This is a genomic window from Moorena sp. SIOASIH, from assembly GCF_010671925.1.
GTDB lineage: Bacteria > Cyanobacteriota > Cyanobacteriia > Cyanobacteriales > Coleofasciculaceae > Moorena.
In genome coordinates this window covers 256,105-272,382 of the sequence record NZ_JAAHIH010000002.1, presented here as the reverse complement: position 1 = coordinate 272,382, position 16,278 = coordinate 256,105, and the positions used below count along the sequence as shown (strand labels likewise).

14 protein-coding genes are annotated in these 16,278 nt (G+C 44.4%); 9 read left to right on the top strand and 5 right to left on the bottom strand.

Annotated elements, in window-relative coordinates; all coding sequences use genetic code 11:
• Positions 1 to 578 precede the first annotated feature (578 nt).
• A complete protein-coding gene (locus tag F6J90_RS08910; RefSeq protein WP_293092205.1) occupies positions 579 to 1,301 on the bottom strand; it encodes a hypothetical protein in 723 nt (240 codons plus the stop codon).
• 1,752 nt (positions 1,302 to 3,053) lie between these two features.
• Positions 3,054 to 3,182, bottom strand: coding sequence for a hypothetical protein (locus tag F6J90_RS08905; protein ID WP_293092203.1), 129 nt, complete (start codon positions 3,180 to 3,182; stop codon positions 3,054 to 3,056).
• 2 nt (positions 3,183 to 3,184) lie between these two features.
• On the opposite strand from F6J90_RS08905, the gene F6J90_RS08900 reads away from it, so the two are divergent.
• Positions 3,185 to 3,688 (top strand): hypothetical protein, encoded by a 504-nt coding sequence (locus F6J90_RS08900; RefSeq protein ID WP_293092201.1) that lies wholly within the window; start codon positions 3,185 to 3,187, stop codon positions 3,686 to 3,688.
• 465 nt (positions 3,689 to 4,153) lie between these two features.
• A complete protein-coding gene (locus tag F6J90_RS08895) occupies positions 4,154 to 5,233 on the top strand; it encodes a M4 family metallopeptidase (protein ID WP_293092199.1) in 1,080 nt (359 codons plus the stop codon).
• A gap of 55 nt (positions 5,234 to 5,288) precedes the next feature.
• Here the strand turns inward: F6J90_RS08895 and F6J90_RS08890 are convergent, their stop codons facing one another.
• Positions 5,289 to 5,429, bottom strand: coding sequence for a hypothetical protein (locus tag F6J90_RS08890; protein ID WP_293092197.1), 141 nt, complete (start codon positions 5,427 to 5,429; stop codon positions 5,289 to 5,291).
• A gap of 182 nt (positions 5,430 to 5,611) precedes the next feature.
• Between F6J90_RS08890 and F6J90_RS08885 the strand changes: the two genes are divergently transcribed.
• Entirely contained in the window at positions 5,612 to 6,826 is a 1,215-nt protein-coding gene (locus F6J90_RS08885; RefSeq protein ID WP_293092195.1) for a transposase, read from the top strand.
• Between the two features lie 165 nt (positions 6,827 to 6,991).
• Positions 6,992 to 7,297, top strand: coding sequence for a protealysin inhibitor emfourin (locus F6J90_RS08880; RefSeq protein ID WP_293092193.1), 306 nt, complete (start codon positions 6,992 to 6,994; stop codon positions 7,295 to 7,297).
• 254 nt (positions 7,298 to 7,551) lie between these two features.
• Here F6J90_RS08880 and F6J90_RS08875 read toward each other — a convergent pair whose 3' ends face one another.
• A complete protein-coding gene (locus F6J90_RS08875; RefSeq protein ID WP_293092191.1) occupies positions 7,552 to 9,447 on the bottom strand; it encodes an abortive infection protein in 1,896 nt (631 codons plus the stop codon).
• A gap of 14 nt (positions 9,448 to 9,461) precedes the next feature.
• On the opposite strand from F6J90_RS08875, the gene F6J90_RS08870 reads away from it, so the two are divergent.
• Positions 9,462 to 9,794 carry a hypothetical protein gene (locus F6J90_RS08870; RefSeq protein WP_293092189.1) on the top strand — a complete coding sequence of 111 codons (333 nt, stop codon included), beginning with the start codon at positions 9,462 to 9,464 and terminating at the stop codon, positions 9,792 to 9,794.
• Here F6J90_RS08870 and F6J90_RS08865 read toward each other — a convergent pair.
• Positions 9,775 to 11,532 (bottom strand): sodium:solute symporter family protein, encoded by a 1,758-nt coding sequence (locus F6J90_RS08865; RefSeq protein ID WP_293092187.1) that lies wholly within the window; start codon positions 11,530 to 11,532, stop codon positions 9,775 to 9,777. The genes F6J90_RS08870 and F6J90_RS08865 overlap by 20 nt on opposite strands.
• A 172-nt stretch (positions 11,533 to 11,704) precedes the next feature.
• Between F6J90_RS08865 and F6J90_RS08860 the strand changes: the two genes are divergently transcribed.
• The 4 genes from F6J90_RS08860 (at position 11,705) to ntrB (ending at position 16,278) form a co-directional block, all read left to right on the top strand.
• Positions 11,705 to 12,301, top strand: a complete 597-nt coding sequence (locus F6J90_RS08860) for an IS607 family transposase (protein ID WP_293092185.1) — start codon at positions 11,705 to 11,707, stop codon at positions 12,299 to 12,301.
• A complete protein-coding gene (locus F6J90_RS08855; protein WP_293092183.1) occupies positions 12,285 to 13,400 on the top strand; it encodes a transposase in 1,116 nt (371 codons plus the stop codon). The genes F6J90_RS08860 and F6J90_RS08855 overlap by 17 nt, the downstream gene beginning before the upstream one ends.
• 158 nt (positions 13,401 to 13,558) lie before the next feature.
• Positions 13,559 to 15,208, top strand: a complete 1,650-nt coding sequence (locus F6J90_RS08850; protein WP_293092181.1) for an ABC transporter substrate-binding protein — start codon at positions 13,559 to 13,561, stop codon at positions 15,206 to 15,208.
• A 233-nt stretch (positions 15,209 to 15,441) separates the two neighbouring features.
• Positions 15,442 to 16,278 carry a nitrate ABC transporter permease gene (gene ntrB, locus F6J90_RS08845; RefSeq protein ID WP_293092179.1) on the top strand — a complete coding sequence of 279 codons (837 nt, stop codon included), beginning with the start codon at positions 15,442 to 15,444 and terminating at the stop codon, positions 16,276 to 16,278.

Here is a 16,278-nt window from a genome sequence, read left to right as displayed (position 1 = left end):
ATAATGCGATCGCTTGTCGGTAATACCATCTAGGTTGAAGGTTACAGGTTGAAGGTTACAGGTTTAAGGTTAGAGGTTGAAGGTTACAGGTTGAAGGTTGCAGGTTGAAGGTTAGAGGTTACAGGTTAGAGGTTACAGGTTGAAGGTTGAAGGTTAGAGGTTAGAGGTTAGAGGTTAGAGGTTAGAGGTTAGAGGTTAGAGGTTAGAGGTTAGAGGTTACAGCTTTCAGCTTTCAGCTTAGAGGTTATTAAACCCTCAACCCAACCTTCAACCTTGGCCAATAGGCTACGCGATCGCTGAAAGCGGGACTTCGTCCATCGCGTTCAACCTTCAACCTTCAACCCAACCTTCAACCTTCAACCTTCAACCCAACCTTCAACCTTCAACCCAACCTTCAACCTTCAACCTTCAACCCAACCTTCAACCCAACCTTCAACCTTCAACCCTCAACCCAACCTTCAACCTTCAACCCTCAACCCAACCTTCAACCTTCAACCTTCAACCTTCAACCCTCAACCCAACCTTCAACCTTCAACCCTCAACCTTCAACCCTCAACCCAACCTTCAACCTTCAACCTTCAACCTTCAACCCAACCTTCAACCTTCGTTGTCTTTTCACCTGAGCCGAGTTGGGCACGAACAAACTGTGTCCGCCGCTCAGTTAATAGCAAACTCAGAGCCATGACGAATTCAGAGGCGCTACCGACAAGGGTACCAACTCTAGAGATTGGTACAGCATTGCCAATTAGGGCAACCAAGGTTCCCACAAATAGCCATGGCCATTTCAGCCTTACCCAGATGCCGATACCAATCAGCAGCACGAACAAATTGACCAAAATTGTTACAATTGGTGGAGCACTCACTTCCGCTACTGTGTAGCGCAAGGTGCCAGCAAAGGTGACTGGAACCAATTCTAGGCCAACAAACTGGGTTGCCACTTCATACCCACCCAGTCCTAGGGCAAGCACCCAGGATAACACTCGTACAATTGTATTAGCCCAAACTGCTCCAGCCCGGTGAGCTAGCTCAACAGCAATTACAATGAACAGCGGCACTACTAAGAAGTGTAATAGGAAGCGCACCATACTCAGTGATTTCAGGAGATCTCCTTCACCAATCAGGCTCCCCATGGCCAGAACTAGATTGTCATAGCTAATGCTTGCTAGCACAATGGGCAGCACAATCATGGCCAGACTAGTTGAGCGACGCCACAGGCGAATTGCCCATGCCAGTAATACCCATTCCACCAAAGCAAGACTGAGATGGCCAAGGGGATAAATTTTTAACAAACTTTTAGTCATGATGTTCCATAAACTGAAACAATATCTAAGCTTGGTCTTGATAAGTGCTATGGCTGTTGAAAAACGTGACCAACCTATGCAAGACCGGCTTATGGGTAAGAGTATTGATCGTCGAATAGCAATTACCCTTAGTTACCAGTTAATTGATTTCAATTCATTGTTGCAAGTTCCTGGATTGTTGACACTCCCCGCTCGCTTTGTGACGGGGATTCCTAGATCTACGACCGGCCTTAAACCTCCGTGTCCAAATGGCAATATCTAAACCGAAATCCCGTCAAGACTAAGATTTTAGTTCAGTTCACGAAAGACCCAGCGGGCTAGTCTCCTTAGGCGTTTAGTTACTTTTTGAGAAGTGTCTTATTATAGAGTTCGTTGCTTCCCTGTTTCACCTGGTTTCGGCGTGCCCCGCCGTACCGTTGTTTTCTCAAAGTGTTTTTGCTGAGTTCACACACCAATTGTTAGTTGATGGTTGGGTTTTTAAGGAGGATTTTCCCTGCCCTCCGGGCATTACTTCTTTTAGGTCAAGCAGTGGCGGGTTTCTGACCCGGTTGCGCCTCGGTTTCTCAGCCTGTACCCATATCTAAATAATACTCTACGCGAGGTATTGTCAATCCTTTTTGGAAAAATTGTGTCTAGGCGACTAAAGTCGCAGCGAGCCTACATCCGGTGGTTTAAAAACGCGGGGTTTTGGCTTGTGGGAGTTCCCATAAATTTACGTTAATTAATAAATCGCAAGATATTGTAATCAAATCCGACCTCAGCATTCACGTCTTAGCTAAAATCAGGTAATGCTGGATCAATAAACAGAGTCAGCCCTAATCGCTTTTTCAAATAGGGCACTTTTTCGTGACCCGGTTTGGAAGCTATCAGTTATGTTACCCTGAGCATAACTAGCTTATAGCTGATTCACGGGGCTGAATGGTTACCATCCGATTACAGTCACGAACAGTCACGGTTAGGAGCTTGAGGATTTTTCTGTCTCTTCTTGTGTCAATTAAAATAAAATACTCTAAAATTAGCTTCCGGCAAAATTCATCCCACACTCACACTTTGTTTTGAGATGTGGGATGAATTTTGCACAGGGTATGCATGGGCTATAATAATATGTACTGATAAACAAAGCCGTTCGCGTAGGGTGGCCTACGGCCTTAAATGCTGGGCAAGTCAGCACAACAGTCTTAAAAAAAAGACCAAGAAAACAGAGCGGCAGGGTTTGAAGTTACCGTAAGAGAGGGTCGCCTTTATAGTTTTAAGGTTATGGGGAAAAGGGTTCAAGGTTTTTTAGTAAGGCGACCCTCTCTAAGGTTTCGTCTCTCGGCAGTCCGTTCTTAAAGCCCAGAGCCTCCTAAGCAATAGCTGGATTGGCGCTTGTTGCCTATACTGATTCTATAGAATCAGTATAGGAGCTGTCACTAGGGTAAAATTAGTAGGGGCGAAAAGGTTACCATCACCAGCCTTGAGCTGGAGGGATTATTCCCTGTATGTTTCAGCAACTCTCTCTCCTAAAGGGCACAGTGTTGCTTCTAATGCAAGTAATCAAAAAAATTAGCAGGAAGACAAGGAGTAACTAACTCGATAATTTCAGATAATTTCAATTGAAGAACGATCTGGTTTTTAGCCCGTTAGTGCTTTGATTGCTAAGTTACACGTAAGCTATCAGCTATCAGCTATCAGCTATCAGCTATCAGCTATCAGCTATCAGCGGTCAGCGATTAGCGCTACCTCAGAGGCTAGAAGCCTATGCCACGCACGCTACTTAAGGTGCCAAAGGCCACCAACAGCTGACCGCTGACCGCTGACCACTGACCACTGACCACTGACTACTGACCACTGAAGGCTGACGGCTGAATGCTTACAGTTACACCGACTTGGGGTGGTCAATCATGACGAAATCGAAAGGATTAGCTTTAGTCTCAGGGTTCATAAAACTGATTATCATTTGTAGCCTGATTCAACCGATGCTCGGTTGTACTCAAGCAACGGAAAATTTGAGTAAGGCGGATTTAAATCAAGACATTCAAGCAACAGAAAATTTGGTTAAGGCGGATTTAAATCAAGAGATTAAACTCCAGATCGATCAGATGGCCTTAATGGAATCGAAAACGATGCAAGTTAAGGTTCTGGATATAGTGGAGGATTCCAGATGCCCAGCTGATGCGGTCTGTATACAACCAGGACAAGTCACCATTGCCTTCGAGGTTGTCAAGGAGAACTCAAAACCAGAGGAGGTTGAGTTAACCCTGAGAGCAGCCCAAGAAAATTTAGCCGTTAAAAATTTTGATGGCTATTCCATGATCTTAAAAAATGTTGAACCATTGCCAATGACTAATCAGGAAAAAATAATACAATCAGACTATATTGTAACGATTGTTGTATCAAAGAGTTAAAAGCTCGTAAATCTAACCTATAATTATCATTTGGGTATCGATTTTTTCAATCGAGACACCACAGATAAAGGCGTTGCTGAGTTGGGGGGATGATTTATGAAACTGTGAAACAGGGTGAAGAGAGTGGAATTAAAGCAAGATAGAACAGACTCAATCATCCGACCAAAAGGCAATGCCATAAATCAGAAACTGTTTTGAGTTGACTTCGCTATGATTAAAAGTGGCTGGCAAGGCTTCCAAGGTGTTGCTTCTGGCAATAAAACTTGGCAAGAAAACCTTAGCTGGCAAGGGCGATCATAGTAATAGCAAAAAGACTTAAATAATACTATGCCTACCAAGATAAACCATCACCACCATCACCACCATCACCACCATCACCACCATCACCACCATCATCACCACAACCCTCTGCACTGTATTCTTCCGGCGTATATGCTGCGGGAAGTTTCAGAACAGGGAAGCCCTATGCAGCGAGAACGGGCATTGAGCGCCCTAGTGGAATCTGGTCAGTTCCGTGGGGTGCGCCAGGAATTAGCTGACTTCTCCACACGACCGAGTGCCCGAGAACCAGGAGCAGCCAAAGAACGGGTGATCTACAATGCAGACTACCAAACTCGTTTACCTGGCCGTAAAGTCCGGGGGGAAGGAGACCCGGCCACAGGTGACACAGCAGTGGATGAAGCCTACGATGGTTCTGGAGCCACCTTTGATTTATATCGTGACATATACGAGCGGAACTCGATTGATGATCGCGGGATGGTTTTGAGTTCAACCGTTCATTATGGGAGCGGTTTTGACAACGCCTTCTGGAATGGTCAACAGATGACCTATGGGGATGGGGATGAAGATTTGCCAGAAGAGGAGAGACTCTTCAATCGCTTTACTATCGCCATCGATATTATTGGCCATGAGCTGACCCATGGGGTGATCCAATATGAAGCGGGACTGGTCTATCGGAATCAACCAGGTGCTCTCAACGAACACTTCGCTGATGTGTTCGGAATCCTAGTTAAGCAACGGACACTCAACCAAACTGCTAGTGAATCGGATTGGGTGATTGGAGCTGGTCTGTTTACTGAGAATGTCAATGCTACAGGCATTCGCTCCATGAAAGAACCAGGGAGTGCTTATAACGACCCCAGACTAGGTAAAGACCCTCAACCAGGTCATATGAGAGACATCTATACCGGGTCTCAAGATAATGGTGGGGTTCATATCAATTCTGGTATCCCCAACCGAGCCTTCTACATTGCTGCTCTGGACATTGGTGGATACGCTTGGGACAAGGCCGGTTGGATTTGGTATCTTACCTTGAGGGATAAGCTGGGTACCACCTCAGATTTTAATGATGCTGCCAGAGAGACATTCAAGGTGGCAGGAGACCGATTTGGTGTTGGCAGCCTGGAACAAAAAGCTGTCCGTAAAGGTTGGGAAGAGGTAGGTGTTGAGATTATTGAACAGCCTCCGAAACCTCAACCCCCCGAACCCCCAGGATGCGCCGCAGGTGCACCAGACTTTATCAGGTCTTTCTTCACCCCCTCTTAGGGAGTAGCCAAAAAATAAAATACCAGTTCTTAGCTTGTAGGGTGGGCAGTGGCTGTTACCGATGCAGCAAGTTTGCGTTCGCGTAGCGTGGCCAACGGCCAATCGCGTTTTTAGCCACTGGCCACCCTACGATTGGTACGATTGCACCAAGTTTGCTTGCCCGTTCCTTAGATTTTCGCGCGGGCAGGATGCCCACTCTACTCCTATTCAAAAGAAGACTGACCGAAAACCCTGAGGGCGCAAGCCCCTGGATTCTATCCATGGGGTTAGCCCGAACAGGAATTTATTCCCTAACTGTCCGGGAACTTTTGCCCTGAAATATCGACTATAATAGTAAGTAAAGCAAACGAACCAAGGAGGTGGTTTTAAGTGTTGGTTATGGAGTTCAAGGCTGTTCTCAAAGAGCCTCAAAAGTTAGCAATAAATGAAGCTATTAGAACGGCTCGTTTTGTCCGTAACAAGGTACTTCGGTACTGGATGGACAATCGTGGAACAGGGAAGAAAGAACTCTATCGATACAACACTCAATTAAGGGAAGAGTTTAAATTTGTTAAAGACCTCAATAGTCATGCTTGTCAAGCCTCTGTTGAGAACGTAGAACGTGCTATAAAACGTTTCTTTGATAACTGCAAGAATAAAGTTCCTGGGAAGAAAGGTTATCCTCGCTTTAAAAAATATTTTAGGTCAGTCGAGTATAAGCAATCTGGATGGAAGTTATCCCCAGATAAGAAGTCTATAAAGTTCACCGACAAGAAAGGCATTGGGCAAGTCAAACTTAAAGGTACCTGGGACTTGTGGCGTTTCGACCAGAAGCTAATTAAGCGAGTTCGGATTGTTCAAAGAGCCGACGGGTACTATGTTCAGTTTTGTGTCAAAATAGATAACTCAGAACAGCTAGAAGCTACTGGCTTTACCGTAGGACTAGATGTCGGCTTAAAAGAATTTTACACTGATTCTGATGGCTATACTGAACGCTTACCTAGATTCTATCGCAATGGAGAAAAACGATTAAAATTTTATCAACGTCGAGTTTCCCGAAAGAAAAAAGGCTCTGCTAACCGAAAAAAAGCTATTAATAAACTAGGCAGACAGCACCTCAAAATAAGTAGGCAGCGTGAAGAACATGCCAAGAGACTGGCGCGTTGCGTAATCCGGTCTAACGACCTGGTCGCCTATGTTCGCGCAGCGTGCCGAAGGCAAGATTTGAGAGTCAAAAACTTGGTCAAAAACCACTGTCTAGCTAAGTCTATTAATGATGCTGGTTGGTACCAATTTCGGGAATGGTTGGAATATTTTGGCCAAAAGTTTGGGCGGGTAACTGTTGCAGTAAACCCTGCCTATACAAGCCAAAATTGCTCCAGCTGCGGCAAAGTGGTCAAAAAATCATTATCTACTAGAACCCATATCTGTGAATGTGGATGTCAGCTAGACAGAGACCACAATGCTGCCAAAAATATTTTAACTAGAGCCTTAAGTACGGTGGGGCACACCGGAACTTTTCTTAACGCTCGGGGAGAATCGACCTCTACTCTTCTTGGTTCCGGCCTGGATGAGCAAGTTGGCTCGCTGAACCGAGAATCCCCCGGTTTCTAACCGTGGGGAGTGTCAAGCAAGGCTAGGATTAATGTGTACTGCCCACTTGCGTTCGCGTAGCGTGGCCAACGGCCAATCGCGTTTTTCCCCACTGGCCACCCTACGATTAATCTAGAATTAATCAGAATAGTGCAATATTTTAGTAGTCAAAACTATGGGGGTGTTATGAAAATATACTTTGAGCGTAGTGGCGGTTTTATGGGAATGAATATGGCAACGGAGGTTGATACTGAATCCCTATCGCCAGAAGAAGCTGATCAGTTGCAAGGTCTGCTGAATACTAATAGTTTCTTTGAGCTACCAGCACAGCTGATGTCATCAACACCGGGTGCAGATCAGTTTAGCTACAAACTGACAGTGGAAGTCGCTGGACGGAAAAAAACTGTGGAAATTGGTGATACAGCAGTTCCAGATATCCTGCAACCTTTGCTAAGACGCTTGACCTCTATGGCACGGTCAAGGTCGAATTAAGAATTTAGAATTAAGAATTAAGAATTAAGAATTTAGAATTTAGAATTTAGAATTAAGAATTTAGAATTTAGAATTTAGAATTTAGAATTTAGAATTCTCCATTATCCATTCTTCATTCTTCATTCTTCATTCTTCATTCTTCATTCTCCATTCTTCATTCTTCATTCTCCCTACATTCTACATTCTTCATTCTTAATTCTCCATTCTTAATTCTTCATTCTTAATTCTTCATTCTCCATTCTAAATTCTACATTCTAAAATAACGTAGTCGGAGCATAGGGAATAATATCCGGATCAAATCCTCCCACTTGATTAGTGCGGATAACCCAAAGTTTAGCACCATGGTTTAACAAAAGACTAGCTATTTCATCATGACCACGTCGTGGTAGTATAGTGCGCCAGCTAGTAAGTCCTTTGAGGATCGGGATAATGGGATTGTCACTGGTAGCAACTCCCACCAAGGTTTCAGCATTTTCCTTCCAGTCACTACGAACAATTCCTAGGGGAGTCAGCTGTTTTTCTAGTGCTTGTCCCAACTCTGATAATTGTTGAAATCGCTGAATTTGGGGGTCTGCTGGATGACTTTTCAACCACTCTTGAATCTCAGGATTGGCATTCACTTCATCTTCTATCTGTTGGATGGCTACATACAGCGCTTGATTGGAGTCTTGCACACAGGACTCTGCTGGTGAAGCAAATGCTGCACCGTCACCATCCCCCGTGCGGTAGCGAGCCATCATTACTTGTAACTGATGCTTAAATTCGTCCAAGGGTGATAGTTTAATATCACCGAACTCGTAGTCTTGGGTGACTGCATCTAATTTAACAATCACATCAGAAACAGCTCGATTGCCTAACCAACCCCGCTGCAAATTTCCCATATAGTTCGGCCATTTGATTGACCCTGAAACAATGCCATCGGGGTTACTAGCATAAACTTGATCGTACTCTATATCAAAGCGTAATTCATCGCTTAATGGGTCACGCACTACATGAGCAATACCATAGGCAAAGTGACCGCTTACCATATTAAAAAGGGCACGTTCATCTTTTTTATTACCACCCATTCCCCCATAAAGATGGATCACAATTCCCCGGTCTCCCTCCTGCCAAGGGGATATCGCAGCGTCTGGTTGTTCAGCTAAAGGATCCAGCAGAACTGTCTTGCCAGTACCTTTTTGCTGTTCGGTATTTTCCCAATTTTTTTCCTTAATGTAAGTTACCCCTTCCTCAACTCCCAAAATTACTTGATCTGGCTCTAGCATCATCAACGCCCTAGGTTCAATCCCTTGGGTAACAAAAATGCCGTCAGGATCCTGAGCACCATAAATATACCAACCAGCGCTATTTAGAGGAGAGTCTTCAATCTGGGAATTGGTAGATCTAGGGATGCCATACCGGTCAGCCGTCGCTTGAGGAATACGAATAATTTCTTGAGGTCCATCAAATTGTTTTGAGTCTTTATTAAAGTGCGATACTTGAAAGCGATCGCTGTCAAGAGCCTCCCGTTTAATAATAGTAACCAAGCCATAGAAGCGACCAGTAATTTGCACTGGCTCTTCGGCAATAGTCAAAGACGTCCTTGTTTCTGACTCAGTCACAACTGGATTGTTTACCATGACAATCACATTATCGTCAGGTCTAGCTCCAGCCAAAGATTCCAGGGGACCTACCCGATTTAGATGATTTAATCGAAACGGATGGATAGCGCCCCCTGTCATGCTATCTTCAGTGGTTTGATTAAAATTAATATCTGTGGTAACTCGCTTCACATAGTCTTGGATCTCTGGAGCATCTTTACTCCATGCTAAAGTCACAATTTGTCCCACCAAATGCTGATACTCAGCAGCAGCATGGTAGACTTCAAACAGTACAGAATCATCAGTTGTTCGTTCATCCTTTGGCGGCTGGATCAGTCGTCCTATCCACTCACTAACGGGTTGATAAAGACTTGATGATAGGGTCTGATTTACAGGATAATAACTAGGTTGATTTATCTGAACGTTACGATAAAGTTCGTAGTTAGATGGTTTCGGTTCGGTAAATTTTTTCTGGGCTTGAGAGTAGATAAAAAATACCACCCCGATTACTAAAATTACTATAACCAGGACGATTACTAAAGGGTTTTGGAGATTTACAATTTTTAACATAGTTTTAAAATGAGATGCCAAACTATGGTTTTTTAAAAAAGGGAACAGGGAACCGGGAGTCGGGAGTCGGGAGTCGGGAGTCGGGAATCGGGGTAAGAAAATTGACTGTACCTGATAATTATGACAACCGCTTTAATAGTATAGTCGTTGCAATTACCTATCTCCAAACTTTCCACACTTTCCTATCTTTCCCACACTTCTCTATTTTTCCCACACTCCCCACCCTCCCCACACTTCCCACACTCCCCTCTCTTCCCCGATTCCCTACTCCCTACTCCCTACTCCCTACTCCCTACTCCCTACTCCCTACTCCCTACTCCCTACTCCCTACTCCCTCTTGTCCTTAATCTGACGCAGCCACATCCATCCTAGAACGGCTATTACCAGAGAAACCCAACCGGTCAAGGGCTTTAGCAACAAAAATCCTCCAATAGCTAACATTGCTCCAAACATTAGCAATATCGATGCCAGCACCCGTTTTAGATCGTGTTCCAAATCCTGGATTGGCTCTAAACCGGTGCGAAGCTGCTGACGTTTCCAGCCAGGCCCAGCTGGACGCACCCGTCGATAAAATTCATCTAAGGTGGTATCAGATTCTGGTGGAGTGAGTAACATCACCACTACCCACAAAACACCAGTAATTCCAGCTGTTACCAGCAGACGCCAACCAAAGTCAGGAATCTGAATAACTGGCACGACACTAGTACCAAACCCGACTACAAATCCAGCAACCATGGCGGTTAGTTCAGCAGCAGCATTAATCCGCCACCAGAACCAACGTAACATTAACACTAATCCCGGTCCAGTACCAATGGCAATTACTAATCGGAACACGGTGGCAACGTCTGTGGCAAAGAAGGCGGCAATGGCTCCTAAAACCGTGACCAGCACTGATGCGATCCGCCCCACTAAGACGAGTTCTGATTCTGTGGCCTGGGGATGCACAAAGCGCAAATAGAGGTCATTAGTGAGATAGGAGGCTCCCCAGTTAATGGAGGTAGACACGGTACTCATAAATGCGGCAAGCAGGGAGGTTACCACTATGCCGAGCATGGCTGGTGGCAGAAAATCTAGCATCAGTTTGGGATACCCCAATTCCCGGTCTGCCAAATCTGGATAGATTACCATTGCGGCTAGGGCTACTAGAATCCAAGGCCAGGTCCGGATTACATAGTGAAAGATATTGAATAGCCAAGCCGCTTTCTCGGCATCTGCTTCATTTTTGGATGCGGCCAGGCGCTGGACAAATTCACCACCGCCATCACTGCGACGCCATGCCCACCATTGCAGGAACACATAGGCACAGAATGTGCTAGCACTGATGCCAGCGGTTTCACTCCAACTAATCCCTCCGGAACCAACAGTGAGGGGAAAAAAGGCTAGTACATCCTGTTGGGTTACTTCCTGCACTTTTGGGATTAGTTGATGAATACCACCGACATGGTTAATGGCAACTACAGCAACTATCATTGCTCCGACTAGGGCAAAAAAGAATTGGAAGAAATCTGTAGCTACTACGCCCCACAATCCAGCAAAGCCAGCGTAGACTAAGACTAGAACACTTACTCCTAATACACTCCAGAGTTTTAGACTACTGGCTTCGGTCGCAATACCAAGGCTTTGCCAAATTTCTAGAGCACCTACGACTTTGACCATGGCTAGCATGGCATAGCCAATGGCAATACAGTTGATTGGTACAGCAAACAGAAAGGCTTTGGTTCCCCGTAATAGGGCAGCGATGGAGCCACCATAACGGATTTCGGTGAGTTCGGCATCAGTAACAATTTCTGAACGTCGCCACATCCGGGCAAAGATGTAAATCATGATCAGATGGGATATGCCAAAACTCCACCATTCCCAGTTGCCAGCAATCCCTCGATTGCCAACTACCCCGGCAATGTAGAGGGGGGTATCAATGGAAAAAGTAGTGGCAGCCATACTGGTACCTGCTAACCACCAGGGGAGCGATCGCCCCGAAACAAAGAAATCCACAAGACTGCCGGAAGCCTTGCGAGAGAGGTATAGTCCTAACCCTAGGGACAAGACTAAGTAGACTAGGACAATCAGCCAATCAACGAGTTGCATAAATTCCGGTTGCTGCTCACGGATTGAGATATCATATCAGATTCGGGTGTGGGGTGTGGGGTGTGGGGTGTGGGGTGTGGGGTGTGGGGAGTCGGGAAAAGAAGGCTAACAACTGTTAAATAAAATCTTAAAGAATCTAGCACTATTTACAAAAATGTGTTAGATTATAACCATGGCACTAGTTCCTCTACGTAAGGCGGTCGAACTTACGGGATTGTCGGGGAACACTCTACGGAAGTATGCGGATAATGGAACCATCAAATGCGAAAAAACCCCTGGCGGAACACGACTCTTTGACTCTAGAGATCTTCTCCGTTTTGGAAAAGCTCCAAAGTCTGACAGATTGCGTTGTTACACCATCTGTTACTGTCGAGTCAGTAGTAACAAACAACGAGACGATCTTGCCCGCCAAGTCCCTTACCTCCACTCCCTCTTCCCGGAAGCGGAAATCATCAAAGACATCGGGTCAGGACTCAACTACAAAAGGAAAGGTCTTAAAACCATATTGGAACGAATTGTGTGCGGAGATAAACTCACGCTTGTTGTTGCCTGTAGAGACCGACTCAGCCGATTTGGGTTTGAACTCATTGAGTACTTGGTCAGTCTCAACGGTGGAAAAATCTTGGTTCTCGACCAGTCTGAAAGTTGTCCCGAATCCGAGCTTACCGCAGATATTCTCTCAATCATTCACGTCTTTTCGCGGCATATCCACGGACTCAGAAAGTACGGGAAGAAAATCAAAGAAGATACGAGTGTTCCTAAACTCTGAACAACGATATACTGTTCGTAAATGGTTTGGAGTGTCCCGTTATGTTTTCAATAAAACAGTCAAGCTTCTCCAGAGCGGTGAAGTAAAAGCTAACTGGAAAGCTATTAAGACTGACATCTTAAATGATCTACCGGAATGGTGCAAGTCAGTACCTTATCAAATTAAGTCTATAGCGATTAAGGACGCTTGCACCGCCGTCCGGGAGGCAAAGAAAAAATACAAGAAAACTTTTCAAATAAATCGGGTTAAATTTAGATCTCGTAAAAACCCGAAGCAGTCTTGTTATATCCCAAAGTCGGCAGTATCAGAGAAAGGCGTCTATCACACTAAGCTAGGGGAGATATCCTATACAGAGTCTCTTCCCAGCAACATTGGAGATTGTAGGCTAACTAGTCATAATGGGGATTACTATTTAGTAGTCCCTTACGAAGCAACGAAAGAGAAAACCGAAAACCAAGGGCGAGTAGTTGCTTTAGACCCTGGAGTTAGAACCTTTTTAACTTTCTTCAGTGAGACTTCCGTTGGAAAAATTGGGAATGGAGACTTTTCCCAAATCCAAAGGCTGTGTCAGCATCTAGATACTCTACTGTCTAAAATCAGCAAAGCTAAACGCGGACAAAAACGCCGAATGATAAAAGCTGCTCGAAGGATGATAATTAGGATTCAAAACCTGATAAATGAACTTCATTACAAAGCAGCTAGGTTCCTTGTTGACAATTTTGATGTAATACTGCTTCCTACTTTTGAAACAGCTCAAATGTCTAAGAAGGGAAGTAGAAAAATTAGATCTAAAACTGTCCGCAATATGCTTAATTTTGCTCATTATCGGTTTAAAGAGTTTTTACAACATAAAGCTAGTGAGACCGGAAAGATAGTAGTGGATGTCTGTGAAGCCTACACCAGCAAGACAGTTAGCTGGACTGGTGAAATGGTTAATATTGGTGGAAGTAAGACAATTAAATCTAAAGTTGATGGGCAGGTAATGGACCGAGACATCAACGGCGCTCGTGGCATCTTTCTGCGTTCGCGCAGCGTGGCCTACGGCCATGCCTTGGGAGATACCCCCTGGCTGAGAAATCAGCTTGCATTAGTGAGCTAAAATCTATTTTTGTAGATTTTGGTAGCTAAAAAGTATCGGTCTTAAAATAGCACAGGATTTTCGGTAGAGGCAAAAAAATCTAGACTTATGTACTTTTAGCTACAAAAGACTTGGAAGCATCAGCCCTAACCTAACTACATCAACATATATATGTAATTATGGTAATTTCATCAGTTACAAAGGCAACGGGAAAATGGGGTAACCTCGATTCCCAAAGAGGTAATCTGAGTGAATTAGATCTATGGTGTATGATTTGTGGTGGCTTCCACATGACGGGTGAACACTGGAAATTTATGGCAGAAGATATGCCTAACGATCCAGTGGATATGATCGAAGACCTCACAAAAATGGGAGTTTATAAACCCGATACGTTTAAGATGGCAGATGCGGTTAATGCTGCTGATATTAGAAAGGCACTGCTACTAAAAGTAGCTGGTAAAGGGGACCCGAAGAGGGAGCAATTAGTCCTAGAGCTAGCTAAACAAGCTGGTGGTATAGAAAATGCTTTTGCTGCTGCCTTTGGTCCTAAAGCTGGAGAATTTTTCGGGGATGTAAGGCATTACAATAGTTTCAGCCGCCGCCGCTTCTTGAAAAATTTAGCAGTAGGTGCTGCATTAGTTACCCTAGCCAACTGTACCCCTAAACAGCAAACTCAGGATTTAAAGACGGGGGAGAATGAACCACCAGCCAATGCAGACAGTCTAGAAAAAACAGACCTAAAAATTGGATTTATCCCGATCACATGTGCCACTCCTATTATTATGTCTGAACCTTTAGGGTTCTACTCCAAGTATGGTTTTAATGCCAAAGTAGTAAAAATGCCTAGCTGGGGTGCGGTTAGGGATTCTGCGATCGCAGGAGAACTGGATGCTTATCATATGCTAGCTCCTATGCCTATTGCCATGACTTTGGGTTTAGGTTCCGCCACCTTTGGAGTTAAACTAGCCAGCATCGAGAACATTAACGGTCAAGCCATTACTGTAGCTAACAAATACAAAGGTAAAATTAACGGTCCCGCCGATTTCAAAGGCTTCACCATCGGTGTACCTTTTCCTTACTCCATGCACAACCTCTTAATTCGTTACTACCTGGCCACTGGGGGAGTTGATCCTGATAAAGATGTCAAAATTCGCCCTGTTCCTCCACCAGATAGTATTGCTCAGTTGGTTGCAGGGGACATTGATGCTTACTTGATGCCCGATCCCTTTAACCAAAGGGCTGTCTATGAAGACGCTGGATTTATCCACAAACTTACCAAGGATTTATGGGAAGGACACCCTTGTTGTGCCTTTGCCGCAAGCGATGCTTGGATTGAGGAAAACCCCAACACTTTCCGCTCCCTCAACAAAGCAATTATCGAAGCTGCAGGTTATGCCCGTAACCCAGCCAATCGTCCAGAAATTGCCAAAGCCATCTCCGAAAGAGCCTTTTTGAACCAGCCGGTGGAAGTGGTGGAAGCTGTACTAACGGGTAACTTTGAAGATGGTCAAGGTAACACCAAAGCTGTACCAGACAGAATTGATTTTGATCCCTATCCTTGGCAGAGCTTTGCCAATTGGATTTCGTCTCAGTTAGTGCGTTGGGATTTGCAAGGAGATGGAAAAGTCAAATCAGCAATCACCTCGGAAAAGTATGATCAAGTGGGTAAAGAAATTTTCCTCACAGATTTAGCTAGGGAATTGGCTAAGGAAGTGGGACAAACTCCACCTACAGAGATTTACCGTACAGAAACCTTGGAATTTGACACCTTTGATCCAGCTAAACCCCAAGAGTATGTGGATGAACAAATCAAAAAATACGGTTTCTAGAGGTAAGCATTTAGCAGTCAGCAGTCAGCAGTCAGCAGTCAGCAGTCAGCAGTCAGCAGTCAGCTTATTTTATTCAAAAGCTGATAGCTGATATAGCAATCCGTGTAGGAATTGAGAGAATGTTTGTTCCCTGTTCCCTACTCCCTGCTCCCTGCTCCCTGTTCCCTTTGCTATAGCTGATAGCTGACGAAGTCTCCCTCACCAATATCTTTGCAGATAAAAGCAAATACAACATGACATCAATACCCAAAAACGTAACTCAAAAAAAACAACAACTCACAATCTTTGAAAATGAAAACTTCAGAGCTCTGTTGCTGTTTATCGTTTCCCTAGGCATATTTTTACTGTTTTGGGAATTAGGCGCAAAGATGAAGATTTTTGCTAAGGGTATGCCCACTGCTTCCCTAACCATTAAGGAATTATGGTATTGGGTAACCCATCCATTTTATGACAATGGACCTAATGATTTGGGTATTGGTTGGAATTTGTTAATTAGCCTGCGGAGAGTAGCCATTGGCTACACGTTAGCTTCAATCATTGCTGTGCCTTTGGGAATATTGGTAGGTATTTCCAAAATTGCCTTTAAAGCCTTTAACCCCTACTTCCAGCTTCTTAAACCGGTTTCTCCCCTGGCTTGGTTACCTTTGGGGCTGTATATATTCCGGAACTCAGAGATGACAGGGATTTTCATTATTACCATTGCTAGTATTTGGCCAACCCTAACCAACACAGCGTTTGGTGTGGCCAATGTTAACCCAGATTACCTTGATGTTTCTAAAATTCTGGGCGCTTCTAAATGGCGCACGATTTTTAAAGTGATTATTCCCGCTGCCCTACCTAACATCATCTCTGGTTTGAGAATTAGTATGGGGATTTCTTGGTTGGTGATTGTGGCAGCAGAAATGCTATTGGGTACGGGTTTAGGTTACTTCATTTGGAATGAGTGGAATAACCTTTACATACCCAATATTCTGGTGGCAATTTTTATTATTGGGATTGTGGGTATTGTCCTTGATCAAATATTTGCCTATTTTGAAAAACTGGTTTCTTTCGGTAAAAACTCCTCATGA